Origin of the sequence: Mesorhizobium zhangyense, assembly GCF_011045115.1 — a bacterium.
GTDB classification, from domain to species: domain Bacteria; phylum Pseudomonadota; class Alphaproteobacteria; order Rhizobiales; family Rhizobiaceae; genus Mesorhizobium_M; species Mesorhizobium_M zhangyense.
Genome location: NZ_JAAKZG010000001.1, coordinates 670,968 through 697,126 on the forward strand (window position 1 = coordinate 670,968; position 26,159 = coordinate 697,126).

Sequence of the window (26,159 nt, forward strand, 5' to 3'; positions counted from 1 at the left end):
GGCTGAAAAGCGTGGCAGTATGGCGGCTAAGACGAATCACTGGAAATCCGCGCCTTATGGACGACAGCAACGACCTCTTCGGAAATCTCGACAAGCAGACGCCGCTTGCCTCGTCGCGCCCGGCCGATCCGCTGGTGCAGGCAGCCGCCAAGCGCGCACCTCAGCCGGCCAAGGATGGTAGCGAGGGATACAGCGCGGCCGACATCGAGGTTCTGGAAGGGCTGGAGCCCGTGCGCCGGCGTCCGGGCATGTATATCGGCGGCACCGACGAAAAGGCGCTGCACCATCTCTTTGCCGAAGTCATCGACAACTCGATGGACGAAGCAGTTGCCGGCCATGCGACCTTCATCGATGTCGAGCTTTCGGCTGACGGCTTTCTCACCGTCACCGACAATGGCCGTGGCATTCCGATCGATCCGCATCCGAAATTCAAGCGGCCGGCGCTCGAAGTCATCATGACCACGCTGCATTCCGGCGGCAAGTTCGACTCCAAGGTCTACGAGACTTCAGGCGGTCTGCACGGTGTCGGCGTTTCGGTGGTGAATGCGCTGTCCGACCATCTCGAGGTCGAGGTCGCGCGCGGCCGCCAGCTCTATCGCCAGCGCTTTTCGCGCGGCAAGCCGATCGGCGATCTGGAAGCCCTTGGCGAAGTGCACAACCGGCGCGGCACGAAAATCCGGTTCCATCCGGATGCCGATATTTTCGGCAAGGGCGCGGCCTTCGAGCCGGCTCGGCTCTACCGCATGGCCCGCTCAAAGGCCTATCTTTTCGGTGGCGTCGAAATCCGCTGGACCTGCGATCCGCTGCTCATCAAGGACAAGGACCCTACCCCCGCCAAGTCCGTCCTGCATTTTCCCGGTGGCCTGAAGGACTATCTCAAGGCCTCGCTCGGCGACGATTTCCAGGTGACGCGTGAAATCTTTGCCGGAAAAAGCGATCGCCAGGGTGGCCACGGCTCCATGGAATGGGCCGTCACCTGGTATGGCGGCGACGGTTTCCTGAATTCCTACTGCAACACCATCCCGACAGGCGAAGGCGGCACCCACGAGACTGGATTCCGCAATGTGCTGACGCGCGGTCTTCGTGCCTATGCCGAACTAACGGGCAACAAGCGCGCAGCAATCGTCACCAGCGAAGACGTGATGATATCGGCAGCCGGCATGCTCTCGGTGTTCATCCGCGAGCCGGAATTCGTCGGCCAGACCAAGGACAGGCTGGCGACGATCGAGGCGCAGCGACTCGTCGAAACCGCCGTTCGCGATCCCTTCGACCACTGGCTGGCCGACAATCCGCAGGAAGCCTCGAAACTTCTGGAATGGGTGATTGCGCGGGCCGACGAGCGTGTCCGCCGCCGCCAGGAAAAGGAAGTGTCGCGCAAGAGCGCGGTGCGCAAGCTTCGCCTACCCGGCAAATTGGCCGATTGCACGCAGAACGCTGCAGCGGGTGCCGAGCTGTTCATCGTCGAGGGCGACTCGGCCGGAGGCTCGGCCAAGCAGGCGCGCGACCGCGCCATGCAGGCCATTCTGCCGCTGCGCGGAAAAATCCTGAACGTCGCCAGCGCCGGCCATGACAAGCTGACGGCCAACCAGCAGATTTCCGACCTAATCCAGGCGCTCGGTTGCGGCACGCGCTCCAAATACCGCGACGAAGATTTGCGTTACGACCGCGTCATCATCATGACCGACGCCGACGTCGACGGCGCTCATATCGCCTCGCTGCTCATCACCTTCTTCTATCAGGAAATGCCGCAGCTCATTAATGGCGGCCATCTCTATCTGGCCGTGCCGCCGCTCTACCGCATCAGCCAGGGCGGCAAGGTCGCCTATGCGCGCGACGATGCCCACAAGGACGAGCTTCTGAAAACGGAGTTCACCGGGCGCGGCAAGATCGAACTCGGCCGATTCAAGGGCCTCGGTGAGATGATGGCAAGCCAGCTCAAGGAAACGACGATGGATCCGAAGAAGCGCACGCTTCTGCGCGTTGATATCGTGGAGGACGAGGCGGCGACGAAATTGTCCGTCGATGCGCTGATGGGCACCAAGCCGGAAGCGCGCTTCCGTTTCATCCAGGAACGCGCCGAATACGCGCAGGAACTGGATATCTGACCGGCGAGTGTCGGGAACCGTCATGACCCGACCTCGCCTCAAGGACTATCTGCCCAATCCCGAGAATTTCACCCGCCCCGCGCGAGCGGACTGGGTTTTCGCCATCCGTACCACCGTGACCGGTCTGGTTGCGCTCTCGATTGCCTTTGCGCTGCAGCTGGAACAGCCACAATGGGCGATGATGACGGTGTTCATCGTTTCCCAGCCGGTCGCCGGCATGGTGCTGGCCAAGGGATTTTATCGCCTGCTCGGTACGCTGGCTGGAGCGCTTGCCGCCGTCGCCATCACGACGCTAACCGGATCGAGCCCCTGGCTTTTCGTGACGGTCCTGGCGCTGTGGATCGGGCTCTGCACATTTACGTCTTCGCTCCTGCGCAATCCCGAGGCATATGGCGCAGTCCTTGCCGGCTACACCGCCGTCATCATCGGCATGCCGTCGTTCGGGCATGGACACCTTGTCGTCGATCTTGCGATCGCCCGCAGCATGGAAATCATCCTCGGCATTGTCTGCGCCGGTCTTGCCAGCCGCCTGTTTCTGCCGCAACTGGCACGTGACGCAATCGTAGCGCGGCTGAAGCGCAGCATCCTGGACCTCTCCGCCTACGCCAACGGCGCTTTTGCCAGCGGCGACAAGACGAAGCTCGACGCTCTGCATCGCAAGCTGATTGCCGACATACAGGCGCTCGCCGAAATGCGCGCCTATGCGCGGCTGGAGGCACCAAGCCTTGCCGCCCACGGCCATCCGGTGCGCCGAACGATCGGCCATCTTCTGTCCGCCCTGTCGGCCACGCGCATGCTGCATGGCCATGCGGCACCGCTGAATGCCGCCCTGATGCCGGTCCGCAATGAGCTTAAAACCTTGCTCGGCGATTTGACGGCTTCGGGCTCGACCGCGCTTGCCGATACGCGCCCGTGGATTGCGCGCCTCGACACCATCGCGGCGCAGGCACGGCATATGCCGGAAGCTTCCTCCGGCGAAGGAAGCGACAAGGTTGGTGCTGCCGCTCGATTGACGATTGCCGGCGAATTCGCCGATTCGCTGAAGGAGACGCTGCGCGGGCTGGACGCGCTGCGCAGTCCCGCATCGGGCCGCACGCGGGATCGGCGGCAGCCTGCCCTTGTCGTGCACCGCGACCGCTGGGCTGCACTCAGAAACGCCATCCGCGCCGGTGCGGCGACGATGCTGGTCATCGCCTTCTGGATGACGACGCGCTGGTCGGATGCCGCCGGTGTCGCCATTCTGGTTGCCGTCGTTTCGAGCCTCTTCGCAACGCGTCCAGCTCCGGTTGAAAGCGCACTGGAGTTCTTCAAGGGAACGCTTCTGGCCGCGCCCTTTGCTTTTCTGGTCGGGCAGGTTGCGCTACCTGCCTTGCCGGGTTTCGGCTGGTTCGTGCTATTCGCCGCACCGATCCTGATCGCGGCGGCACTCGGCATGGCGAACCGGCGGCATATCGGCATTTCGACCGCTTTCGCCATCAATTTCCTCGCCTTCCTCAACCCGCACCAGACCATGGTCTATGCGCCGCAGGCGTTCTTCAACAGCACCGCGTCGATTCTCGTCGGCATATTGCTCGCCATGGGCGTATTCGCCGTCGTGTTACCGGCAAGACCTCAGGACACCGCCGCACGGCTGGTCAAGGCGATGCGCGACGATCTTGCGCGGCTCTGTCTGCACGAGCGCCTGCCGAGGCGCTCGGCCTTCGAGAGCCTCGCCTATGATCGGATCAACCAGATTCTGCCATTGGTTCAACGGCTTGGTCAGGCCGGCGAAACCGTTCTCGAAGGCAGTCTTGCCGCCATGACGGTCGGGCTGGAAATTCTGCGCCTGCGCAAACTGCAGCTGGCAGACGGGATTTCGAACGAGGTGTCGGAGCTGATAACCAAGTTCCTGCGGCAGTTCGCACGCGATGTGTTTCTGCCATTGCCCGGAAGACAGTCTTTCGCATCATGGATCGAAAGTGCCCGCCAAGCCGCGGCCGAAATGGCAGCCGGCAACAGCAACGCCGAAACCTTGCAGGCCACTGCATCGCTGCGCGTCATTGCCGCCGCGATCGAGGATTATCCGCAGTTTTTCCGCAAGGTAGCCGAATAAGGATCGATCGTTCAGGCGGCCGCGATAGCCAGGGCATGCCCGCGGGCATTGTCTCGCAAGGCTTCGATGTGGATAGCCTTCAGCAGGCCGGCGAGATCGCCCGGCGCGGCCGGCCCGCCCAATTCCTTCAGCATCAACCAGCTCACTTCCTGAACGCCGGCCACGCGCTTGCCATTGGCAACTTCGCGCCAGATCTTCAGCGCCCGCAGGATGACCTTATGCGTCGATGCCGCCAGGCCCGCCTTGCGAAACAGCGCGGACAGCGCGACATCGTGGCCGCCGGCCAGCAGCGCCCTTATCCGGGTTTCCGCCTGCTCCGTCAGCGCGACGATCGCGGCACCGAAGAAGTCGACCTTGCCATGGGCAATGGTGCGGATGAGGAAACTCGCGGTGAGATCGCCGCGCAGGCGCAGATGCTCGATCAGGGCGGCGAATTCGTGGGCTTGCGTGTTCTCGATCAGCGTCAGGGATGCCTTGACGCAGGCGTCGCGCATGACGCGCTCGGCCCGAGCCGAGCCCATGAGTGCGGCAACAAGCGGCGAGCGCTTCAACGCCTCCCCCACCTTGACCAGCAGCACGTGGCGGCATTCGGAAGGCAGGCGCGGATCGGCGATCAGCGCCTCGCGAACCAGCGCAAGATCGCCGTGGCGTTCAGCCATGCGGCGGAAGCTGAGCGAGGCGATATCCGCACCGCTGTTGGCGAGCAGCATTGCGCAGGCGTCAGGCTCGCCGACTTCGGCGATAGCGGCCGATAAGGCCATCGAGACAAAAGGACGGTCGGCGATGAGTTTCTGTGTCGCCTTCTGACCCGAGGCGACGCGGTCGATGAGGTCGCTGTCGGTCAGCAAGGGCGAGCGGGCGAGAACCAGGCCCGCGACTTCAGGTTGGTCGTTAGCCAGCGCGCTGATGACCTGCAAAGGCGCATGATGGCTCATTGACAGGGCCTCGGCCATCGCCAGCCGAACCTTGGCCGACGGATCGTCGAGCAGAAGCGTCAGTGCCGCCTCCGCGGCGCATCGGTCCTCGAACGGCAGTTCCTTTTGCACATAAGCCCGCGCCAATGCGCTGACCGCAGCTGCCCGCTCGGCGACCCGCGCCGTATCGATCCATTTCAGGAAATGCCCGACAATCATTCACGCCACTCGATTTTCCCACCGGAAGATTCTTCCAGCCCCGAAAATGACGTTAAGGAGAAATGGTTTACGAACGGTTCACCATATCCGTTAACCTGCTTGCCGGGCATGCAGGCAGCGACTATCAAACGGGTGCAAAATGGAGGGACGATCATGGCCGGACTATATCTCAATGAATTCGTAGTCGGTCAGGTCATCCGCCACGCGCTGACCAAATCCGTCACCGAGAGCGACAACATGCTCTTCTCCGTGATGACGCTGAACCCGCAGCCGCTGCATATCGACTTCGACTTCGCCGCCAAGAGCGAATGGGGCAAGCCACTGGTGAACTCCCTGTTCACACTCGGCCTGATGATCGGCATTTCCGTTCACGACACGACGCTCGGCACCACCGCCGGCAATCTCGGCATGACGGAAACCGTGTTTCCGCATCCGGTTTTTCATGGCGATACAATCCGGGTAGAGACGGAGATTCTCTCCGTGCGCGAATCGAAATCGAAGCCGGATCGCGGCATCGTCGAGTTCCAGCACCGCGCCTTCAACCAGAACGGCGCGCTGGTGGCCAAATGCACCCGCCAGGCGATGATGCTGAAGAAGGCTGCCGCCTGATGCGCTCGCTGCTGTTCGTTCCCGGCGATTCGGAAAAGAAGCTCGAGAAGGGATTTTCGTCTGAAGCCGACGTCGTCATTGTCGATCTCGAGGATTCCGTCTCGGCGCAGAACAAGATTGCGGCACGCAAGATAGCGGCTGACTTCATTCGCGATCGGCAAGGCCAGGATGGTCCGGCTGTCTATGTCCGCGTGAACGATCTTTCGACCGGGCTGACCGACGACGACCTCGCAGCCCTCGTCCCAGTAAAACCCGCAGGCATCATGCTGCCGAAGTCCAACAACGGCGCCGATGTCCAGCTACTGGCCGTCAAGCTGCGTGTCTTTGAGGCGGAAAACAACCTGCCAGATGGCGGCATCGCCATTCTGCCCATCATCACCGAGACGGCAGCCGGCGTTCTGGCGGCGGCGAGCTATGCCGGCGCAAACGCACGCCTTGCCGGCCTGACCTGGGGCGCGGAGGATCTTTCCGCCGCTGTCGGCGCCCGCGCCACGCGCGACGAGCATGGCCGCTACACCGATGTCTTTCGCCTCGCCCGCGCCATGACGATCCTTGCGGCTTCCTCAGCTGATGTCGCGGCAATCGACACCGTGTTTCCGAATTTCCGCGACATGGACGCCTTCCGTACCGAATGCATCGAGGCCGAGCGCGACGGTTTTACCGGCAAGATGGCGATCCACCCGGCGCAGGTGCCGGTTATCAACGAAGCCTTCACCCCCTCGCCCGAGGCGGTGGCGCATTCGCGAGTTGTGGTCGAGGCATTCCAGGCCGCGGGCAATCCCGGCGTCGTCGCCATCGATGGACAGATGTACGACATGCCCCATCTGCGCCGCGCCGAGCGGTTGCTGGCGCGTGCGCAAGCGGCCAAGATTGTGGTCTAATCTTTCTCCCAGCGCGGGCGGCGCATGACGAAAGTTTCGGTGATGGCCGAATAATCCATATAGCCAAGCCGGCTAACATTTCCCGCCTTGACCATGTCGAACAGGCCGTCGGTCAGGAACGCATCGTCGATGAAAACGCTGACCACCTCGCCAGCGACCACCACCGCGCCCGAATCGCTGCCATCGAGCATTTTGGGACGAAAAATCTCCGTCACCTTGCATTCGAGCGCGGCAGGAACGCCGGCAACACGCGGTGGTTTTACCATTCGCGACGGCGCCATCTCCAGCCCGGCATAGTCGAACTCGCTGGTGCCGCGCGGCGCATTCACGCTGGTCCGGTTCATCTTCTCGGCAAGATCGCGCCCGACCAGATTGGCAACGAATTCGCCGGTTTCCACGGCAAACGTGGCACTGTCCTTCTCCCCGTCGGATGAAAACCAGACGAGAGCCGAGGAGAAGGCATTGAAGAAGGAATAGGGCGCGAGATTGAGCGAGCCGTCGCGTCCGATCGACGAGATCCAGCCGATCGGACGCGGTGCAACGATCGCCTTGAACGGATCATGCGGCAGGCCGTGACCCTTGGACGGTTCGTAGAACAAGGCCTTCAGCCCTCCCAGGGACCGGAATAGTCGCCGTAGAGCGCGGTCACGTCGGGTCGTGGCCGTTCCGGCACAGTGCCGTCGAACGATCCGATGTGAATGAAGCCAACGACGCGCTCATGCGGAGCAAGGCCCAGAATGCGCCGCCCTTCCTCGGTGTCCGAATACCAGTTGGTGATCCAGTTGGTCTTGTAGCCGAGCGCATTGGCGGCAATGACGAGGTTCATGGCGGCCGCGCCGCCGGACAGGAACATCTCCCATTGCGGGATCTTCATGTTTTCCTTCGGACTCGATACGACACCGATGACCAGCGGCGCACGCGAGAATCGCGCCAGCTCCTGGTTGCGGCGGCCTTCCGTCAGCGGTCCTTCGCGCTTCTCAGCCAAAGCCGCCAGCTCTTCACCGATGCGATGGCGCGCCTCGCCGCGATAGACGATGAATCGCCACGGCTCCAGCCGGCCATGGTCGGGAACGCGCGACGCTATGCGGATCATCGTCTCGATCTCGGTGTCACCGGGCGCCGGTTCGCGCAATTCGGGTATGGGGGCCGAACCCCTGCTCAACATGAAATCGATGATCGGTGAGGCCACGGCGTCATTCTCCTGATGTTGCTGGCTGAAGCGACCGGAGTGCAGACGGCGGCTTGGGCTGAATATGCCTTGAAATTGCCACCGCATTGGGCTTCAAAGCAAGCCATGCTCGCCGGATTCCTCCGACCTTTCGCATTCATCTTTGGTGCCTCAGTGTTCACACTGGCATCCGGGCTTGCCATGGCGCAGCAGACGGACCCGCTGAAGGGCGTTACGCTTCCCGACCTGTCGAGCTACGCCTCCCCGCATAGCGGCCGATCACTGGCGCAAGGCGAAGGCGGCCAACTCACACTCGCCGCCAAACTGACCGAGGCAAGCGACGACATCGGCCGCGGGCTGATCTGGCGCGTGTTCCGGCCGGAACCCGGCCCGGATGGCAAGCTGCCGCTGGTCGCGTCGGCTCAGGGCGGCACCAGCATGTTCCAGCTGGAGCCCGGCAGCTATCTCGTTCATGCGTCGTTCGGCCGCGCCGGGGCGACCAAGCGCATCACCGTCGGGCGCGAAGCCAAGCATGAAAGCCTCGTGCTCGATGCAGGCGGCCTGAAGCTGGATGCCGTCCTTGCCGGCGGCGTGCGCATCCCGCCGGAGAAGCTGCGATTCTCCATCTACGAAGCTGAACCGGGGGCTGACGGCGACCGCGCGCTTATCATCCCCGATGTCAGCCCCAATTCCATCGTTCGGCTCAACGCCGGCGTCTATCACGTCGTTTCCACCTACGGCTCGGTCAACGCCGTGATTCGTTCCGACATCCGCGTTGAGGCCGGCAAGCTGACAGATGCGACCGTCGAGCACCGCGCCGCCGAGCTGACATTGAAACTGGTGCGGGACGAAGGCGGTGAAGCAATCGCCGACACGTCATGGTCTGTGCTGACAGGATCAGGCGATCCCGTGCGCGAAAGCGTCGGCGCGTTCGCCTCGATGGTGCTTGCCGAAGGCGAATACACCATCGTCGCCAAGAATCGCGACCGCATCTACCAGCGCGATTTCACCGTCGTCGGCGGGCACAATCAGGACGTCGAGGTTCTGGCCAATGACGCCAATGCGGCCGACCCGAATGACGGGGCGGACTGAACCACCGGTTCCCGCCAAACAGTCAAATCTTCGGAATCATGAAAAAGGCGGGGCAATACATGCCCCGCCTTTTTTCCTATCGTTCAAAAAGCCTTAGCTCTCCAACAGCGCCCGCTTGCGATCCGGCGTTATCGCCTCGTCGCTGAGCGCTGCCACCGCCTCGTCCAGCGTCATCGATGTCTGGTCGCGAGAGCCGAGACGGCGGACATTTACCGTCGCCTCTTCCGCCTCTCGCCTGCCGCAGACGAGAATGACCGGAACCTTGGCCAGCGAATGTTCGCGGACCTTGTAGTTGATCTTCTCATTGCGCAGGTCGGCTTCGGCCGACAGGCCGGCAGCCTTCAGTTTCTTGACCACCGACTGCGCATATTCGTCGGCGTCCGAAGTGATTGTCGCGACGACCACCTGCAGCGGCGCGAACCAGAGCGGGAAATGGCCCGAATAGTTCTCGATCAGGATACCGAGGAAGCGTTCCATCGAGCCGCAGATGGCGCGGTGGATCATCACTGGCTGCTTCTTCTCCGAGTCCGAGCCGATGTAGAAGGCGCCAAAACGCTCCGGCAGGTTGAAATCGACCTGCGTGGTGCCGCATTGCCACTCGCGGCCGATGGCGTCCTTCAGCACATATTCGAACTTCGGACCGTAGAATGCGCCCTCGCCCGGATTGATCGACGTCTTGATGCGATTGCCCGAGCGCGCCCTGATCGTCTCCAGCACATTGCCCATGATTTCCTCGGCATGATCCCATGCCTCATCGGAACCGACGCGCTTGTCAGGGCGCGTCGACAGCTTCACGCTGATCTCGTCGAAGCCGAAATCGGCATAGGTCGTCAGGATCAGATCATTGATGCGCAGGCACTCGTCGGCAAGCTGCTCTTCGGTGCAGAAGATATGCGCATCGTCCTGCGTGAAGCCGCGCACGCGCATTAGACCATGCAGCGCGCCGGAAGGCTCGTAGCGGTGCACATTGCCGAATTCGGCAAGCTTTACCGGAAGATCGCGATAGGACTTCAGGCCGTGCTTGAATATCTGGACGTGGCCCGGGCAGTTCATCGGCTTCAACGCGAAAACGCGATCGTCGTCGGTGTCATCGCCGGCAACCGTGACCTTGAACATGGCATCGCGATACCAGCCCCAGTGACCCGACGTTTCCCACAGCGACTTGTCGAGTACCTGCGGCGCGTTGACTTCCTGGTAGCCCTGCGTGTCGAGCCGGCGGCGCATATAGCTGACGAGGTTCTGGAACATCTTCCAGCCCTTGGCGTGCCAGAAGACGACGCCCGGCCCCTCTTCCTGGAAATGGAAGAGGTCCATTTCGCGGCCAAGGCGGCGATGATCGCGCTTCTCGGCCTCTTCCAGCATGTGGAGATACTGGTCGAGCTGCGCCTGGTCGACCCAGGCCGTGCCGTAAATGCGCGTCAGCATCGGATTGTTCGAATCGCCACGCCAGTAGGCGCCGGCAACCTTCATCAGCTTGAAGGCCGAGCCGATCTGCCCGGTCGAAGCCATATGCGGGCCACGGCAGAGGTCGAACCAGTCGCCCTGCGCATAGATCTTCAGATCGTCGCCCTCGGGAATGGCGTCGATCAGCTCGAGCTTGTAGGCCTCGCCCTTGTCGGAAAACACCTGCTTGGCCTTTTCGCGCGTCCACACCTGCTTGGTGAACGGCTTGTTGCGGCCGATGATCTCGCGCATCTTCTTTTCAATGACGGGGAAATCCTCGGGCGTGAAGGGCTCGTTGCGGGCGAAATCGTAATAGAAACCGTTTTCGATCACAGGGCCGATGGTGACCTGCGTTCCCGGCCAGATTTCCTGCACGGCTTCGGCCAGCACATGCGCCGTATCGTGGCGGATCAATTCGAGCGCGCGCGGATCGTCGCGCAGCACGATCTCGACCTTGCCCGACTTGCCGAGCGGATCGGAAAGATCACGCAGCGTGCCGTCCACGGCATAGGCCACGGCCTTCTTGGCGAGCGACTTCGAGATCGATTCGGCGAGTGCCGCACCGGTCATCGACGCGTCGTATTCGCGTACGGAGCCATCGGGAAATGTGAGGGAAACGTTCGACATCATATTCTCCTATCCAGTCCCGCAAACGAGCGCGGGTGGTTAAATTGCCGGATGCGTCCGGCAGCGACGGCCTTTTAGGGGGAGATTGCCGCGCCGTAAAGGCGAGAGCGTTCAGCTTTGCGTGTCTTGCGGCATTTTTCCGATGCGCCAGTAACGCCACGGCGTGAACCAGCGATACCGCGCGGTCAACCGTTCGGGTACCCGGTCGATGCCGTGCGTGCCCCATGGGCCGCAGCGCATCACCCGAAAAAACCCCATCCAGCCGCCGGCCCACAAGCCGTGACGGGCGATGGCCTCGTGGGCGTATTCGGAGCAAGTCGGCAAATGCCGGCAGGAATTGCCGACGAAACCCGAAAGCGTGAGTTGATAGAACCGGACCAGGGACGTGCCGAAAACCCGGCCCGGCGTCTTGCGCCAGGGGCCGGGCCAGTTTCTGCCGCGCGCGACCGGCCGGGCCGCGTGCGTATGCTGGTGATCGTGGCTCATCCGCCTATTTCAACGCTCCGTCAGCGTCGTAGATGTCGTTTCCAGCGCTGTTTTGCAACTACATGCGCGTCGCATGCAATTCAGATGAGACTGTCGTTGCGCGCAGGCCGCGCGGGCCGCTCCGGGTAGCGCAGTTCGACCGGGTGCTCCTCGCGGCTCGGTCGATCGTGCCGGGAACGCAGCGGCATGGTCTGAAAAGTCAGGATGCGGATGACGTCGCCGAAGATGTTTGTAAGGTTCATGGCCGTAGCCTCCTTGTTACACAAGGATTAGACCGCGCCTGTACTTCGTCCTCAAACGAGTATAATTTCGCGCTTGGATAACTTGGGGTTATGCAAGATGAAACGCGGGCGGCTTCCGCTGACAGCCTTACGGAGCTTCGAAGTGGCCGGCCGTTTGCTGAGCTTCAGCAAGGCGGCGGATGAGCTTTTCGTATCGCAGGCCGCGATCAGCCGGCAGATTCGCGAACTCCAGCACTTCACCGGCTACGCGCTGTTCGAGCGTCATCACCGCCGCGTCTCGCTGACCGAGAATGGCATGCGCCTGCTGGAACAACTGACGACGAGCTTCGACGACATCGACCGGCGCCTGACCGAACTGCGCGAAGCGCTACCGCATGAGACGGTGGCCGTCAGCGTCGAGCCGTCCTTCGCGGGCACATGGCTGGTCCCTCGACTCAATATTTTCAGCCGGTTACGCCCTGATATTGATGTCTCGCTGAGCGTCGACCCGCGCCTGATCGAATTCCGCAGCCACGAAGCGCAAATCGCCATCCGTTTCAGCGCGACCGAAACATCCTGGCCCCGCACCGAATCCACGCGCCTGCTCGACATTTCGGTAGCGCCGGTGCTGTCTCCCGAACTTCTTGCGTCGGGCCCGCCTTTACTGACACCCGGCGACCTCCGTCATCACAGCCTGCTGCACGATGAGAACCGCAACGGCTGGTCACGCTGGTTCGAAGAAGCGGGCATTCACGACATGGCACCGCAGCGCGGCCCGATTTTCACCGATTCTGCGCTCGCGACCCAGGCCGCCGTGCTGGGACACGGCATCGCGCTCGGCGATATCGCGCTGATCAGCCGGGACCTGCAGGCGAAGAGACTGGTGATGCCCTTCCCGATCGAGGTGCCCTATGGCGCCTACTGGCTCGTCGCGCCCGACTTCAAGGAGTTGAGCGAGGCAACTCAGGCTTTCGCGAATTGGATTCAGGAGGAACTAAAAGCCGAGCAGGCGACGAAGTTTATTTAAGCCGCGTCGGCGTGTTTCTTCTCGATCTGGCCGATGGCGTCGACAACCGCATCGAAGGTCAGCATGGTCGAGGCGTGGCGGGCCTTGTAGTCGCGCACCGGCTCGAGATATTTGAGTTCGTCGAAACGCCCCTCAGGCGGCGCGCCGTTTTCCTTCAGCATCTTGCGCATGGTCTCGCGCACTTGGCGCAGTTCCTCGGCAGTGGCGCCGACGACATGGCGCGCCATGATCGAAGACGATGCCTGGCCGAGCGCGCAGGCCTTCACGTCGTGGGCGAAGTCGGTGACGACGCCGTTTTTCATCTTGAGGTCGATGGTGACGGTCGAGCCGCAGAGCTTGGAATGGGCGGTCGCGGTGGCGTCTGGATGATCGAGCCGGCCGATGCGGGCGATATTTCCGGCAAAGCCGAGAATTTTCGCATTGTAGACATCGTCAATCATGGTTTTCCAATCCGTCGCCGTTCCGCAGACAGCCTTTGCCGTTTGTACATCTTCCAATCGCCCGGCAAGCCCTTATATAATGCTGGTGTTCCGCTAACGGCAAGGCGACCAACAATGCTGAACCGACGGAACTCAAGTCACGCCGCTTTCGGGCCGGAATTTCCGAACTCCCGCAAAAAGGCTGTGGTCCGTTCAACTCGTCCCTCCTGTGAGAGGGGCTACGGGAGACATCCTTCATGGACGCCGTGATCAAGAAATTGATGCCGAAATCAGAATATCTCGACAAGCCGGAGACCAACAGGCCGTCTCAGGCCGAGGTCGAGGCCGCCGTGCTCACGCTTCTGCGCTGGACCGGCGACAATCCCGACCGCGAGGGTTTGCGCGACACGCCCAAGCGCGTCGCCAAGGCTTTCCGCGAGATGTTCAACGGCTATGATATGTGCCCGGCGGAAGAGCTTGGCCGCACTTTCGAGGAAGTGGCCGGCTACGACGATCTCGTCCTGATTAAGGACATCCAGTTCCATTCGCATTGCGAGCACCACATGGTGCCGATCATCGGCAAGGCCCATGTCGGCTATCTGCCGGATGGCAAGGTCGTCGGCCTATCCAAGATCGCACGCGTCGTCGATATCTTCGCGCATCGCCTGCAAACGCAGGAAGCGATGACAGCGCAGATTGCCGGCGTCATCCAGGAGGTGCTAAACCCGCGCGGCGTTGCCGTCATGATCGAAGCCGAGCATATGTGCATGGCCATGCGCGGCATTCGCAAGCAGGGTTCCACCACCCTCACCTCAACCTTCACCGGCGCTTTCAAGGACAGTCCCGAAGAGCAGGTCCGGTTTGTGACAATGGTGCGGAACGGCGCTTCCTCCTGATCAAGATCAGGTGATTGCCGGGTCCGCGAACAAGGAGCCGGCAATGGCCCCCATCGCATTTGACGTTTCATCGGACAAGAAAACGCTCGAGGAAGGCAAATCCTTCGCGCCGCGCTTCGACGCCAACGGTCTCGTAACGGCCGTTGTGACGGATGCCCGCGACGGCATGCTGCTCATGGTCGCGCATATGAATGCCGAAGCCCTGTCGCTGACGCTGGAGACCGGTATCGCGCATTACTGGTCGCGGTCACGCAATGCGCTCTGGAAGAAGGGCGAGACCTCCGGAAACATGCAGCACGTCGCCGAGATCCGTACCGATTGTGATCAGGATGCTGTCTGGCTTCGCGTAAATGTGTTGGGCCACGATGCAACCTGTCACACCGGCCGGCGTTCGTGTTTTTACAGGACGGTGGCTGCAAAAGACGGAGTTGCCATCCTAAGTGATGATGGCAGCAGGCCGCTTTTCGACGTTAAAAAGACATATCCAGACGCCAAGTGAACCACTTAAACTTGAACCGTCACATAGATTCACCTTTTCGATACGGCCCATGCCTATCATCGGGGTGGGACATGGGAGATTTCGATGCTCGAGTGGGCGTCACTACGCAATAGAGCCGACGTGCGGGAAGCCAACGGCCCCGCTTCGTCCGGCGGCATACAGGAACCGCAGCCCCAGAAAAAATCCGGCATCTCGCTGGCACTCGGTGGTGGAGCCGCGCGTGGCTGGGCGCATATCGGTGTGCTGCGGGCACTTGATGAAGCCGGCATAGAAATCGACATGATCGCCGGCACCTCGATCGGCGCGCTGGTCGGGGGCTGTTATCTCGCCGGCAAGCTCGACGAACTGGAAGATTTCGCCCGCAGCCTGACAAGGCGCCGCTTCTTCGGCCTGCTCGATCTTCATCTCGGCGGCAGTGGCCTTTTCGGTGGCATGAAGCTGACCGCGCGGATGCAGGAGCACATGTCCGGCCTGCGCTTCGAGGATCTGCCAAAACCTTTCGTCTGCGTCGCCGCGGAAATCAGCACCGGCCATGAAATCTGGCTGTCGAACGGCTCGCTCATCACGGCCATGCGTGCTTCCTACGCGCTGCCGGCCGTTTTCGAACCGGTCGTCGCCAACAAGCGCATCCTCGTCGATGGCGCGCTGGTCAATCCGGTTCCGGTTTCCGTCTGCCGCGCCTACGAGCAGCCGCTCGTCGTTGCGGTCAATCTGCACTACGATCTTTATGGCCGCGCCGCCGTGATCAAGCATAACGCCGGCGAACTGGTGATCGAAAAGGACGCGCCCGCCGCAGGCCGCAAGGACACGCAAGCGCGCGCAAAGGAAACCCGCCTCGGCATCACCGGTGTCATGGTCGAGGCCTTCAACATCATCCAGGACCGCATCTCACGCGCGCGTTTGGCGGGCGACCCGCCGGATATGTCGATCCAACCTAAACTCGGCCATATCGGCCTGTCGGAATTCCACCGCGCCGACGAAGCGATCCGCCTCGGCTACGAGGCAACGAAGGCGCATATCACCGAGCTTGAGCGGCTGCAGGCGGTTCTTGTCTAATCAGGCCGGTGCTGCATCTATGATGCGGAATTGCGCGGTCCTGTTGCCGTTCCAGTAGTTCGAAGACAAAGACCCAGCGACATGCACCGTCGCGCCGCGGCTCTTGAACAAGAAATCTCCCAAAGCCGTATCGAGGGCGCGAAAGGCGATCGCCTGGATGCGCCCGCCGCCATCCGAGCGAAGATCGACCCTGATGTGGGAAGAACCGACCAGCCGGGCATCGACGATCTTGTGGCGCGGCAGCACGAAGACCGGCGCGACATGGCCGGCACCGAACGGGCCGGCCTTTTCCAGCGTGTCGAGCAGCGTGGTCGTGGCGCCGTCCGCGGCCAGTGCCGCATCGATTGGCAGGCTTTCCTCGCCTTGCAGGCGAAACACATCGGCTGCCGCGCGTTCCTCGAAAAAGGCACGCAGCGCGCCGAGCTTTTCGCGCTCGACGGTGATGCCAGCCGCCATGGCGTGACCGCCGCCCTTGACGATCAGCCCGCGATCGGCTGCCTCGCGCACAAGTTTTCCGAGATCGAAACCCGAGACAGAGCGTCCTGAGCCAGTGCCCAATCCATTGGGGTTGAAGGCAATGGCGAAGGCGGGGCGACGCGCATGGTCTTTCAATCGCGAGGCGAGCAGCCCGACGATGCCGGGATGCCATTTCGGGCCAGCCGTCACGATCACAGCGGGACCGGTGCCGCCGGCGAGTTCGGCGTCGGCCTCGGCGCGGGCCTCGGAAAGCATCTCCTGCTCCATTGCCTGCCGTTCCTGGTTCAGCCGGTCCAGCGTTTCGGCGATCGTTCCCGCCTCGACCGGATCGTCCGTCGCCAGAAGCCGGCTGCCGAGTGCCGCGTCTCCGATGCGCCCGCCGGCATTGATACGCGGGCCGATGAGGAAGGCCAGATGAAAGGTGCTGATCGGTTCGCCAATGCGTGACACGCGCGCAAGCGCTGAGATGCCGACGTTCTTCTGCTGCCGGATAGCGAGCAGCCCCTTGACCACGAAAGCACGATTGACACCGGTCAGCGGCACCACATCGCAGACAGTCGCCAGCGCCACCAGGTCGAGCATCGACAGCAGATCAGGCGGAGGAGTGTCGAGATTCCTGCTGCGCAAAACCTTTGCCGTCTGAACAAGCGCAAGAAACACCACGCCGGCTGCGCAGAGATGTCCCTGCCCGGAAAGATCGTCGTCGCGGTTCGGATTGACGATGGCGCGCGCCACCGGCAACGGCCCGCCGACCTGATGGTGGTCGAGGACCACGACATCGGCACCGACCTCGCGCGCAGCATCGATTGAGGCTGCACTGTTGGTGCCGCAATCCACCGTGACGATCAGCCGTGCGCCACGCGACACGAGTTCGCGCATCGCCTCAGGATTCGGGCCATAACCCTCGTAAATCCTGTCGGGAATATAGATTTCGGCCTCGATGCCGTAATGGGCAAGAAACCGCTTCAGAAGCGCCGACGTCGCGGCTCCGTCGACATCATAGTCGCCGAAGATCGCGACCTTCTCGCGCCGCACGACGGCGTCGGCGATGCGTTCGGCCGCTGCTTCCATGTCGGTCAGCGAAGCTGGATCAGGCAGAAGATCGCGGATCGTCGGGTCGAGAAAACGCTCGGTATCCTCGGCAAGAACCCCGCGACCGGCGAGCACGCGCGCCACAATGTCGGGCACGCCGTGGCCCTGCGCGATGGCAAGGGCTGTCATCTCCTGGCGTTCGCTCAGCCGATGTTCCCAGGCAAGCCCGGTCGCGGAGCGCTTTACGCCCAGAAAATACCGCTTTTCGGCTGTCATGCGCCGCCCAGTTCTTCACCCATGGCCGCACGATAGGCGTTCATGGGTGAATGCCCAAGGGCAGCACGGCAATGTCGGGCCACAGTCCTCAGAATTTATCGAGGTCCTGATGGCGTGCCTTGATCTCACGCACGGTCTTCGACGAGGAACGCAGCACGATCGTGTCGGTGGTGATCGAGTTGCGGCCGAATTTCACGCCGGCAAGCATATTGCCGTCGGTGACGCCGGTGGCAGCGAAAAGCACGTCGCCGCGTGCCATTTCTTCGATGCGATAGACCTTATCGGGGTCCGAAATGCCCATCTTGGCAGCGCGCGCCACCTTTTCCGGCGTGTCGAGCATCAGACGGCCCTGCATCTGGCCGCCGGTGCAGCGCAATGCCGCCGCAGCCAGTACGCCTTCCGGCGCACCGCCGGTGCCGAGATAGATGTCGATGCCGGTCTCGTCCGGGTCTGTGGTGTGGATGACGCCGGCAACGTCGCCGTCGCCGATCAGGCGGATGGCCGCACCGGTGTTGCGCACGGCTTCGATCAGCTTGGCATGGCGCGGGCGGTCGAGAATGCAGGCGGTGACTTCCGAAACCGGGACGCCCTTGGCCTTGGCCACGCTCCTGATGTTTTCCTCGGGAGTCGCATCAATGTCGATGACGCCATCGGGATAGCCGGGTCCGACGGCGATCTTGTCCATATAGACGTCTGGCGCGAACAGCAGGCTGCCCTTCTCGGCGATGGCGATGACTGCCAGCGCATTGGGCAGGTTCTTGGCGCAGATGGTCGTGCCTTCCAGCGGGTCGAGCGCGATATCGACCTCCGGGCCGTCGCCGGAGCCGACTTCCTCGCCGATATAGAGCATGGGGGCTTCGTCGCGCTCTCCCTCGCCGATGACGACGGTGCCCTTGATGGCAAGCCGGTTCAACTCCGCACGCATGGCATCGACCGCGACCTGGTCGGCGGCCATCTCGTCGCCCCTGCCCCGAAGCCGTGCTGCCGCCACTGCGGCGCGCTCCGTTACGCGAACGAGTTCCATGGTGAGGATCCGGTCGAGACCGGCGACAACGCTTTTCGCCATAGTTTGAGTATTCCCGTGTTCTTGATCTTGAAACGCCCGGGACCGGGCAGCCGGCCCCTTGTGTCAAAGTGAAATGACAAGGGCAAGACCTGTTGGCACCGTTCTTGCCGAACGGGGAAACATCAATCGATTAAGGTTGGCTCGCGCAACGTAGAGCCTGTCTGATAACTCGCTCTGAGTCGAATGGCGTGGTTTTCGGGGTCGCCACAGGCGACGAGCGGAGCGTACTTAAAGTACGTGAGCCCGCGTCCGAATTGACGCGCGGCGCTCTGGAAAAGCGCAGAAAACTGCGTCAGTCGGCCGGCAGAGTAGAGTTAGCGGGCGGGCTCTCAGCCGGCCCGCTCTATGCGGATCACCTGCGGCTTGTCGGTCAGATGACCATCCTTGGTGATGCCGTCGACAGCCTTGCGCACGGCGGCCTCCGTCGTCTCGTGGGTGACGAGGATGACCGTCTTGGTTGCGTCTTCTTCGGTGCCGACCGCGTGCTGGACGATCGATTCCAGCGAAATGTCGTTGTCGGCCATGCGCTTGGCGACGGCGGCGAACACGCCGACGCGGTCATGCACGGTGAGGCGAATGAAATAGCCGCCCTCATGCGCACGCATCTTGGCGCGCTTGTAGGGTTTCAATTCCTTGGCCGGGCGGCCGAAGACAGGGCCATGCTGGAAGCCGGGACGGCTCTTGGCGATATCGGCGATATCGCCGATCACGGCCGATGCCGTGGCGTTGCCGCCCGCACCCGGGCCGGACAGCAGAAGCTCGCCCAATATGTCAGTCTCGACGGCAACGGCATTGGTCACGCCATGAACCTGCGCGATCACCGAAGCAGTCGGCACCATGGTCGGGTGGACGCGCTGCTCGATACCGCTTTCCGTCTGCTGGGCAACGCCGAGCAGCTTGATGCGATAGCCGAGTTCGCCCGCCGCGCGGATATCGGCCTGCGAAATGTTGCTGATGCCTTCCATGTAGATGTCGTCGGCGGAAATCTTACAGCCGAAGGCAAGGCTGGTCAGAATCGACAGCTTGTGCGCGGTGTCGTTGCCCTCGATGTCGAAGGTCGGGTCGGCTTCGGCATAGCCGAGGCGCTGTGCATCCTTCAGGCAGTCTTCGAAGGACAGGCCTTCGGCCTCCATGCGCGTCAGGATGTAGTTGCAGGTGCCGTTGAGGATGCCGAAGACGCGCGTCACGCTGTTGCCGGCCATCGCCTCGCGCATCGTCTTGATGATCGGGATGCCGCCGGCGACCGCCGCCTCGTAGTTGAGCAGAACGCCCTTCTTCTCGGCGATCTCGGCCAATGAGACGCCATGCTTGGCAAGCAGCGCCTTGTTGGCTGTCACGACGTGCTTTCCAGCTTCAAGCGCTACCTTGACACAAGCGCGCGCCGGCCCCTCGTCACCGCCGATCAGTTCGACGAAGACGTCGATATCGGCGCTCTTGGCCAAGTCTACCGGATCGTCGAACCATTTGGCGGCCGCGACATCGACACCGCGGTTGCGCGCACGATCACGCGCGGAAACTGCGGTCACCACCAGCTGGCGGCCGCATTGGCGAGTGAGTTCGGAAGCCTTCTCCGACAGAACACGCACGACCGAGGCACCGACTGTGCCGAGCCCGGCTATTCCAATACGCAAAGCTTCGGCCATGATAGCGGCGCCCCTCTTCTCGGTCATTCAGGATGGTTGGCAGCGACGGCTCAGCGATGCGCCGTCAGCGGCACCACATTGTTGGGCTGCTTGGCGGTGGTCGCCAGAAAGCGCTTGATGTTACGGGCGGCCTGACGAATGCGATGCTCGTTTTCGACCAGTGCAAGACGCACATAATCGTCGCCATGCTCGCCGAAGCCGACGCCGGGCGCTACCGCCACGTCGGCATGCTCGATGAGCAGCTTGGAGAACTCGAGCGAACCGAGTTGCTTGAACTGCTCCGGGATCGGCGCCCAGGCAAACATCGTCGCAGCCGGCGCCGGAATTTCCCAGCCGGCGCGGCCAAAGGCATCAACCATGACGTCGCGGCGCTTGTGATAGACCTCGCGCACCTCGGCGATGTCGGCACCGTCGCCATTGAGCGCGGAGGTTGCCGCGACCTGGATCGGCGTGAAGGCGCCATAGTCGAGATAGGATTTGACGCGCGTCAGTGCCGAGATCAGCCGCTCATTGCCGACGGCAAAGCCCATGCGCCAGCCGGGCATCGAGAATGTCTTCGACATCGACGTGAACTCGACGGTGACGTCCATCGCACCCGGTACCTGCAGCACCGAAGGCGGCGGATTGCCGTCGAAGTAGATTTCGGAATAGGCCAGATCCGACAGGATGATGATGTCGTTCTTCTTCGCGAAGGCCACCACGTCCTTGTAGAAGTCGAGGGTAGCGACATGGGCCGTCGGGTTCGACGGGTAGTTGAGGATCAACGCCAGCGGCTTCGGGATCGAATGGCGCACGCCGCGCTCAAGCGCCGGGATGAAGCTGTCGTCCGGCTTGGCCTGCAGCGAGCGGATGACGCCGCCCGACATGATGAAGCCGAAGGCATGGATCGGATAGGTCGGATCCGGGCAGAGCACGACATCGCCAGGTGCTGTAATCGCCTGCGCCATGTTGGCGAAGCCTTCCTTGGAGCCCAGCGTGGCAACGACCTGGGTGTCCGGATTCAGCTTCACGCCGAAACGGCGGGCATAATAGTTGGCCTGGGCGCGGCGCAGGCCAGGAATGCCGCGCGAGGAAGAATAGCGGTGGGTGCGCGGATCGCGCACCACTTCGCACAGCTTGTCGACGATGGCCGTCGGCGTGGGCAGGTCGGGATTGCCCATGCCGAGATCGATGATGTCGGCGCCGCGCGACCGGGCGCTGGCCTTCAGCCGGTTGACCTGCTCGAAGACATAAGGCGGAAGCCGGCGAATCTTGTGAAACTCTTCCATGACAAATCCAAGCAAATGGCCATCAAATCGTGACGCGCGTATATACCCAATCACAGGGCGGGTCGAGGTATCAGTTACCTTCGATCTCGGCCAGTGTTTCGGCTGCGTGCGTGGCGGCTATCTTCTTCAGCCGAGGCTGGTCGTTGGGCACGCTGCCGGTGCCGGCGGCCGCCTGCGAGCCTTGCGCCGACTTCAGCTCGGAAAACTTCGCCGTCTTCTGGTCCGGCGTGAACTGCTGGTTCGCGGCCTTGGGCGGAATGTTCAGGTTTGGAAACGTGCCGGTATTGTTGGCCTGACCGGAGGAAAGGCCCGAAGGCTTTGCCGTCGAGACCGGGACGCCGTCGTTCACGCTGGTGCAGGCCGAAAGCTGCGATGCCGCCAGCGCGATGCCGGCGCCCGCAAGCGCCACCCGCAACCCGGAAAAAAAGCCGCCGCGATCAAGCTCTGTCATATTATTTCCTCTGCGACCCTATTACACGATGAAGGGCCGTTGTTGGACCTCTTTCGACGTCCCATGATAACATGTCAAGAATACGCATAGGGAGGATGTGCCCGAACCATGTCGAAGACAGCCGATTCTGGCAAGACAGACGCCAATCCGACACCCTCCGTCGAGCAATATCTCGTCAAGGACCCGGAACGCTTCGCGCTGAATCTCGCCCGGATGGTCGAGCAGGCGGGCAAGGCTGCCTCGGCATGGGCCGAGCCGCGCGAAAAAGGCGAGGTTCGCGACAGCGTGGCCGAGCCGATGGCCGACATGGTCAAGACCTTCTCCAAGCTCACCGAATACTGGCTTTCCGACCCGTCACGCGCGCTTGAAGCGCAGACGCGGCTGTTTTCGGGTTACATGAACGTCTGGTCAAACGCGATCCAGCGCGCTGGCGCTGGCGCCGGTGAACGCGCAGAGGAAGGCATCAAGCCGGAAAAGGGCGACAAGCGCTTCCAGGACCCGGAATGGGCCAAGAACGCGTTCTTCGACTTCCTCAAGCAGACCTATCTCGTCACATCGCGCTGGGCGAACGATCTTGTCGAGCACGCCGACGGGCTGGACGAGCACACCCGCCACAAGGCCAGCTTCTACGTAAAGCAGGTTTCCAACGCGATCTCGCCGTCGAACTTCATCCTCACCAATCCGGAGCTTTTCCGCGAGACGGTGATGAGCAATGGCGAAAATCTCGTCCGCGGCATGAAGATGCTGGCCGAGGACATCGTCGCCGGCAAGGGCGACCTGAAGCTCCGGCAGGCCGACTATTCGCAGTTCGAGATCGGCCGCAACATGGCGATGACGCCGGGCAAGGTTGTCGGGCGCAGCGATGTCGCCGAGATCATCCAATATGAACCGGCAACCGAAAAGGTGCTGAAACGGCCGCTGCTGATCTGCCCGCCATGGATCAACAAATTCTACATACTCGACCTCAACCCGCAGAAATCCTTCATCCGCTGGGCCGTCGAGCAGGGCCATACTGTCTTCGTCATCTCCTGGATCAACCCGGACGAACGCCACGGCCTTAAGGGCTGGGAAGCCTATATTCGCGAAGGCCTGCAATATGGGCTCGATACGATTGAAGCCGCCACCGGCGAAAAAGAGGTCAATGCGATCGGCTACTGCGTCGGCGGAACCCTGCTGGCAGCGGCACTCGCTTTGCTCGCCCAGGAGGGTGACAACCGAATCCAGTCGGTCACCTTCTTCACCACCCAGGTCGATTTCACTTTTGCCGGCGATCTCAAGGTGTTTGTCGACGAAGACCAGATCGCCGCGCTCGAGCGCTCGATGAACGGCAAGGGCTATCTCGACGGCACGAAGATGGCGACGGCCTTCAACATGCTGCGCTCCGGCGACCTGATCTGGCCCTATGTCGTCAACAATTACATGCGCGGCAAGGATCCCCTGCCCTTCGACCTGCTCTACTGGAACGCCGATTCGACCCGCATGGCGGCAGCCAATCATTCGTTCTATTTGCGCAACTGCTATCTGGAAAACAACCTGTCGCAGGGCCGCACGGAACTCGCCGGCCGCACCATCTCGCTGGGCGACATAACGATTCCCGTCTACAATCTCGCGTCGCGCGAAGATCATATCGCACCCGCACTTTCTGTCTTTCTCGGCTGTCAATATTTCGGCGGGCCGGTTGACTATGTGATGGCCGGATCGGGCCATATCGCCGGCGTCGTCAACCCGCCTGCCGCCAACAAATACCAATACTGGACGGGCGGAAAGCCGGCCGGAAAATTCGACCAGTGGATCGAGAAAGCCATGGAAAACCAGGGTTCCTGGTGGCCGCATTGGCAAAACTGGGTCACCGAGAAAAACCCTGCACAGGTGCCGGCAAGAATACCCGGCGAACACACTAAGACTCTCGGCGACGCGCCGGGCAGCTATGTGAAGGTGCGTGTGTAACACACTGTAATGTGCGGTGAGTTGACCTCTTGGTCAAAGCGAGCGAAATGGTGGCCCGGCAAACTTGCTCCTGCCATTTTCGAATTTGATTCCGCATCGGCGGACAATTCGCCAGATCGCAAGGTTCAGGCATGCCGTCGGAGGCAGAATCGTTTCGGTTTTGATTTTTTGAGTGCCGCCGCCTGAAAAGGCGCGGCTGAGAAGGCAGAAGGGGACGGGCTTGACTGTAGCAAGGTCGCGCTTTGCGAAAGGGGGGAGCCGTGCCGTTGTGGCAGCGCTGTTCTCCGTTCTGCTGGCGTCCTGCACATCGACCACCGACCCTACCCTCGAACTCGGCTCTCCCGGTTTCAACGCACCAGGAACCGCACCTGCTCAGGCAGCCGAGGCCGCCACGGGTGGTTCGAGCCTTCAGACCAGTTCCGTTACCACCTCCCAGCAGACAGATGCCGGCAGCCCGGCCGTGACGACAGTCATGGAAGAAGGCGACACGGCATTGCCTGCCGAAGTCGCCTATCTGCCCGCCGCAAAGCCCGCCACCGAAAATCCTGCGCTGCAGTCGCAAGCTGCGGTGAACGCCGAGGCATCGACGCAGACCGCCGCTGCGGCCACTGCTGATTCTGCGCCGGCATCAGCGCCTGCCGAATCGGCTGCACAGCCAAAGGCGGTCCAGGCTCCCGCGCCGACGGGCCGCAACGGCGAAGGTCCCGTAGCGGCGAAACCGGTGCAAGTGGCAAGTGCCGCCACCGAAATGAACAATCCGGTCTATGTGACAGCCGGCGAAGCACCTCAGGCCGAACAGGCCGCGCCCAAGAAAAAAGGCTTCCTTGCTTCGTTCTTCGGTGCATCATCCGCTTCCGCGACATCCAAGCCAGTAATTGCGCAGCCGAAACCGGCTGCTCCTGCAATCAAGGAAGCAGCTGCTGCGGCCGTCCCGGCGCCGGTAGCAGAAGAAAAAGCCAAGCCGATCATTCAGCTGGCTTCCGCTGACTCTGCCGCAAAGCCGCTTGCCCTCGCCTCGCTCAGCGGAGGAAATTCTGCCTCCGACAGCGGCGAAAACGCCCTACCCGGCGTGCGCCAGACCGCCCTTTTCGAAATCAAGCGCAAATCGGGCCTCGACGACGACAGCGATGTCGATCTGCACGAGGAAGACGACGAACCGATCCAGGTAGCGTCTGCCGCTGGTTTGGCGCGCCTTGCCCCCAACGGCCTTCTCAAGCAGACTGAGAACGTCGATGTTGCCTGCCTGAAGCCTTCGCTGGTCCGTGTCCTGAAGGTGGTCGAACAGCACTACGGCAAGAAGATGATCGTCACCTCGGGCTACCGCAGCCCGAGCCGCAACCGCCAGGCACGCGGCGCCAAGAATTCGCTGCATATGTATTGCGCGGCCGCCGACATTCAGATCCCCGGCGTCGGCAAATGGGAACTGGCAAATTACGTCCGCTCCATGCCCGGCCGCGGTGGCGTCGGCACCTATTGCCACACGGAATCGGTGCATATCGACGTCGGCCCGGAGCGCGACTGGAACTGGCGTTGCCGCCGCCGCAGGTGAGATAAAAAAAGTTTGTAAAACGGGCTTTTGACGGGTTGCCCATAGCAAACAAGCTGACTATAACCCGCTTCGTCTTCCGCGCCCATCGTCTAGCGGTTAGGACACCGCCCTTTCACGGCGGTAACAGGGGTTCGATTCCCCTTGGGCGTACCACCTCTTTTCCTTGAACAATTTAAGAATCTGTTCACCGGCTAGCCCGGCATGGGAAAAAGACGTTTGCCTTGCAAATCCCTGCAGACCGGTTCCATGCATCGAAACCATTTTCGCGCATGTGACGTTGGGTAACCTTGCGGCAAACATAAATTAGTTCGCAGTTGCAAAACGTTCCCGTTTGCGCGAGACTTCAACTTCTCAGATGTACGTGGGTCTCATTGAAGCCGCAAATGGCATGAGGCAGTTCATCCGGCCTGGGTTCTTGGCACGCGAGATGTTTCGCGCTTTGCAGGGGCTCACCATGTGGATTGCACTCACCGATTTTGACGGCAAGCAGATCTTTTTCAACACCACTCATCTGGTTTCCATGAAAGAGCATGGCCCGGGCACGATCATCACCCATGTCGTCGGCCAGACGGTGGTCAGCGAAAGCCCCGAAACCATTCGCAAGGTTCTCGGTCTCACGCAGACAACGGCAATGACGAATCCGCTGCACCGCTATGGTGTGGAAGGACGAGCCTGACGACGCGCGAATCAGGCTGC

Annotated in this window: 24 protein-coding genes and 1 tRNA gene; 13 read left to right on the forward strand and 12 right to left on the reverse strand. The window is 62.0% G+C overall.

All coding sequences use genetic code 11. From position 1 onward, the window contains the following. Positions 1-56: 56 nt before the first annotated feature. Positions 57-2,105: a DNA topoisomerase IV subunit B gene (parE, locus tag G6N74_RS03320; protein ID WP_165114241.1), complete on the forward strand. Its 2,049-nt coding sequence runs from the start codon at positions 57-59 to the stop codon at positions 2,103-2,105. A 22-nt stretch (positions 2,106-2,127) separates the two neighbouring features. Beyond that, entirely contained in the window at positions 2,128-4,197 is a 2,070-nt protein-coding gene (locus tag G6N74_RS03325) for an FUSC family protein (protein ID WP_165114243.1), read from the forward strand. An 11-nt stretch (positions 4,198-4,208) separates the two neighbouring features. Here G6N74_RS03325 and G6N74_RS03330 read toward each other — a convergent pair whose 3' ends face one another. Then, positions 4,209-5,330 (reverse strand): DUF2336 domain-containing protein, encoded by a 1,122-nt coding sequence (locus tag G6N74_RS03330; RefSeq protein ID WP_165114245.1) that lies wholly within the window; start codon positions 5,328-5,330, stop codon positions 4,209-4,211. A gap of 153 nt (positions 5,331-5,483) precedes the next feature. On the opposite strand from G6N74_RS03330, the gene G6N74_RS03335 reads away from it, so the two are divergent. Together G6N74_RS03335 and G6N74_RS03340 are read left to right on the forward strand one after the other, a co-directional pair. Further along, positions 5,484-5,939, forward strand: coding sequence for a MaoC family dehydratase (locus G6N74_RS03335; RefSeq protein WP_165114247.1), 456 nt, complete (start codon positions 5,484-5,486; stop codon positions 5,937-5,939). Beyond that, positions 5,939-6,820, forward strand: a complete 882-nt coding sequence (locus tag G6N74_RS03340; protein ID WP_165114249.1) for an HpcH/HpaI aldolase/citrate lyase family protein — start codon at positions 5,939-5,941, stop codon at positions 6,818-6,820. The genes G6N74_RS03335 and G6N74_RS03340 overlap by 1 nt, the downstream gene beginning before the upstream one ends. Here G6N74_RS03340 and G6N74_RS03345 read toward each other — a convergent pair. Beyond that, the gene (locus G6N74_RS03345) at positions 6,817-7,419 is read right to left on the reverse strand and encodes a flavin reductase family protein (RefSeq protein WP_165114251.1); all 603 of its coding nucleotides are present in this window, start codon (positions 7,417-7,419) and stop codon (positions 6,817-6,819) included. The two genes, G6N74_RS03340 and G6N74_RS03345, sit on opposite strands and share 4 nt — an antisense overlap. Positions 7,420-7,424: 5 nt before the next feature. Further along, positions 7,425-8,009 carry a nitroreductase family protein gene (locus G6N74_RS03350; RefSeq protein WP_165114253.1) on the reverse strand — a complete coding sequence of 195 codons (585 nt, stop codon included), beginning with the start codon at positions 8,007-8,009 and terminating at the stop codon, positions 7,425-7,427. Positions 8,010-8,189: 180 nt separating this feature from the next. On the opposite strand from G6N74_RS03350, the gene G6N74_RS03355 reads away from it, so the two are divergent. After that, the gene (locus tag G6N74_RS03355; protein WP_246245633.1) at positions 8,190-9,080 is read left to right on the forward strand and encodes an RgsD C-terminal domain-containing protein; all 891 of its coding nucleotides are present in this window, start codon (positions 8,190-8,192) and stop codon (positions 9,078-9,080) included. Positions 9,081-9,173: 93 nt separating this feature from the next. Here the strand turns inward: G6N74_RS03355 and thrS are convergent, their stop codons facing one another. From thrS to G6N74_RS03370, 3 genes are all read right to left on the reverse strand, one after another. After that, a complete protein-coding gene (gene thrS / locus G6N74_RS03360) occupies positions 9,174-11,153 on the reverse strand; it encodes a threonine--tRNA ligase (protein WP_165114257.1) in 1,980 nt (659 codons plus the stop codon). Positions 11,154-11,261: 108 nt separating this feature from the next. Next, complete coding sequence (yidD, locus tag G6N74_RS03365; protein ID WP_165114260.1) at positions 11,262-11,636, reverse strand: membrane protein insertion efficiency factor YidD; 375 nt, start codon at positions 11,634-11,636, stop codon at positions 11,262-11,264. An 80-nt stretch (positions 11,637-11,716) separates the two neighbouring features. Next, entirely contained in the window at positions 11,717-11,878 is a 162-nt protein-coding gene (locus G6N74_RS03370) for a hypothetical protein (protein ID WP_165114262.1), read from the reverse strand. Positions 11,879-11,975: 97 nt separating this feature from the next. Here G6N74_RS03370 and G6N74_RS03375 point away from each other — a divergent pair, with 97 nt between their 5' ends. Next, the gene (locus G6N74_RS03375) at positions 11,976-12,884 is read left to right on the forward strand and encodes a LysR substrate-binding domain-containing protein (RefSeq protein WP_165114265.1); all 909 of its coding nucleotides are present in this window, start codon (positions 11,976-11,978) and stop codon (positions 12,882-12,884) included. On the opposite strand, the gene G6N74_RS03380 is transcribed toward G6N74_RS03375, so the two are convergent. Next, a complete protein-coding gene (locus tag G6N74_RS03380; RefSeq protein ID WP_165114267.1) occupies positions 12,881-13,324 on the reverse strand; it encodes an iron-sulfur cluster assembly scaffold protein in 444 nt (147 codons plus the stop codon). The two genes, G6N74_RS03375 and G6N74_RS03380, sit on opposite strands and share 4 nt — an antisense overlap. Before the next feature lie 236 nt (positions 13,325-13,560). Here G6N74_RS03380 and folE point away from each other — a divergent pair, with 236 nt between their 5' ends. From folE to G6N74_RS03395, 3 genes are all read left to right on the forward strand, one after another. Next, the gene (gene folE / locus G6N74_RS03385; RefSeq protein ID WP_165114270.1) at positions 13,561-14,199 is read left to right on the forward strand and encodes a GTP cyclohydrolase I FolE; all 639 of its coding nucleotides are present in this window, start codon (positions 13,561-13,563) and stop codon (positions 14,197-14,199) included. Between the two features lie 43 nt (positions 14,200-14,242). Further along, the gene (gene hisI / locus G6N74_RS03390; protein WP_165114273.1) at positions 14,243-14,698 is read left to right on the forward strand and encodes a phosphoribosyl-AMP cyclohydrolase; all 456 of its coding nucleotides are present in this window, start codon (positions 14,243-14,245) and stop codon (positions 14,696-14,698) included. Between the two features lie 84 nt (positions 14,699-14,782). Beyond that, positions 14,783-15,754 carry a patatin family protein gene (locus tag G6N74_RS03395; RefSeq protein WP_165114275.1) on the forward strand — a complete coding sequence of 324 codons (972 nt, stop codon included), beginning with the start codon at positions 14,783-14,785 and terminating at the stop codon, positions 15,752-15,754. Here G6N74_RS03395 and recJ read toward each other — a convergent pair whose 3' ends face one another. From recJ to G6N74_RS03420, 5 genes are all read right to left on the reverse strand, one after another. Further along, positions 15,755-17,539, reverse strand: coding sequence for a single-stranded-DNA-specific exonuclease RecJ (gene recJ, locus G6N74_RS03400; protein ID WP_165114278.1), 1,785 nt, complete (start codon positions 17,537-17,539; stop codon positions 15,755-15,757). A gap of 88 nt (positions 17,540-17,627) precedes the next feature. After that, on the reverse strand, positions 17,628-18,605 hold the full coding sequence (gene glpX, locus G6N74_RS03405) for a class II fructose-bisphosphatase (protein ID WP_165114281.1): 978 nt from the start codon (positions 18,603-18,605) through the stop codon (positions 17,628-17,630). A 329-nt stretch (positions 18,606-18,934) separates the two neighbouring features. Continuing rightward, positions 18,935-20,248, reverse strand: a complete 1,314-nt coding sequence (locus tag G6N74_RS03410; RefSeq protein ID WP_165114284.1) for a homoserine dehydrogenase — start codon at positions 20,246-20,248, stop codon at positions 18,935-18,937. 50 nt (positions 20,249-20,298) lie between these two features. Then, positions 20,299-21,516 carry an LL-diaminopimelate aminotransferase gene (locus tag G6N74_RS03415; RefSeq protein ID WP_165114287.1) on the reverse strand — a complete coding sequence of 406 codons (1,218 nt, stop codon included), beginning with the start codon at positions 21,514-21,516 and terminating at the stop codon, positions 20,299-20,301. A gap of 70 nt (positions 21,517-21,586) precedes the next feature. Continuing rightward, positions 21,587-21,967: a hypothetical protein gene (locus G6N74_RS03420; protein WP_165114290.1), complete on the reverse strand. Its 381-nt coding sequence runs from the start codon at positions 21,965-21,967 to the stop codon at positions 21,587-21,589. 108 nt (positions 21,968-22,075) lie between these two features. Here G6N74_RS03420 and phaC point away from each other — a divergent pair, with 108 nt between their 5' ends. The 4 genes from phaC to G6N74_RS03440 all read left to right on the forward strand — a co-directional run bounded on the left by phaC (position 22,076) and on the right by G6N74_RS03440 (position 26,139). Then, on the forward strand, positions 22,076-23,914 hold the full coding sequence (phaC, locus tag G6N74_RS03425) for a class I poly(R)-hydroxyalkanoic acid synthase (protein WP_165114292.1): 1,839 nt from the start codon (positions 22,076-22,078) through the stop codon (positions 23,912-23,914). Between the two features lie 268 nt (positions 23,915-24,182). After that, entirely contained in the window at positions 24,183-25,463 is a 1,281-nt protein-coding gene (locus G6N74_RS03430; RefSeq protein ID WP_165114295.1) for a YcbK family protein, read from the forward strand. A gap of 78 nt (positions 25,464-25,541) precedes the next feature. Beyond that, a tRNA-Glu gene (locus tag G6N74_RS03435) sits at positions 25,542-25,616 on the forward strand. 301 nt (positions 25,617-25,917) lie between these two features. Further along, the gene (locus tag G6N74_RS03440) at positions 25,918-26,139 is read left to right on the forward strand and encodes a hypothetical protein (RefSeq protein WP_165114298.1); all 222 of its coding nucleotides are present in this window, start codon (positions 25,918-25,920) and stop codon (positions 26,137-26,139) included. Positions 26,140-26,159 lie beyond the last annotated feature (20 nt).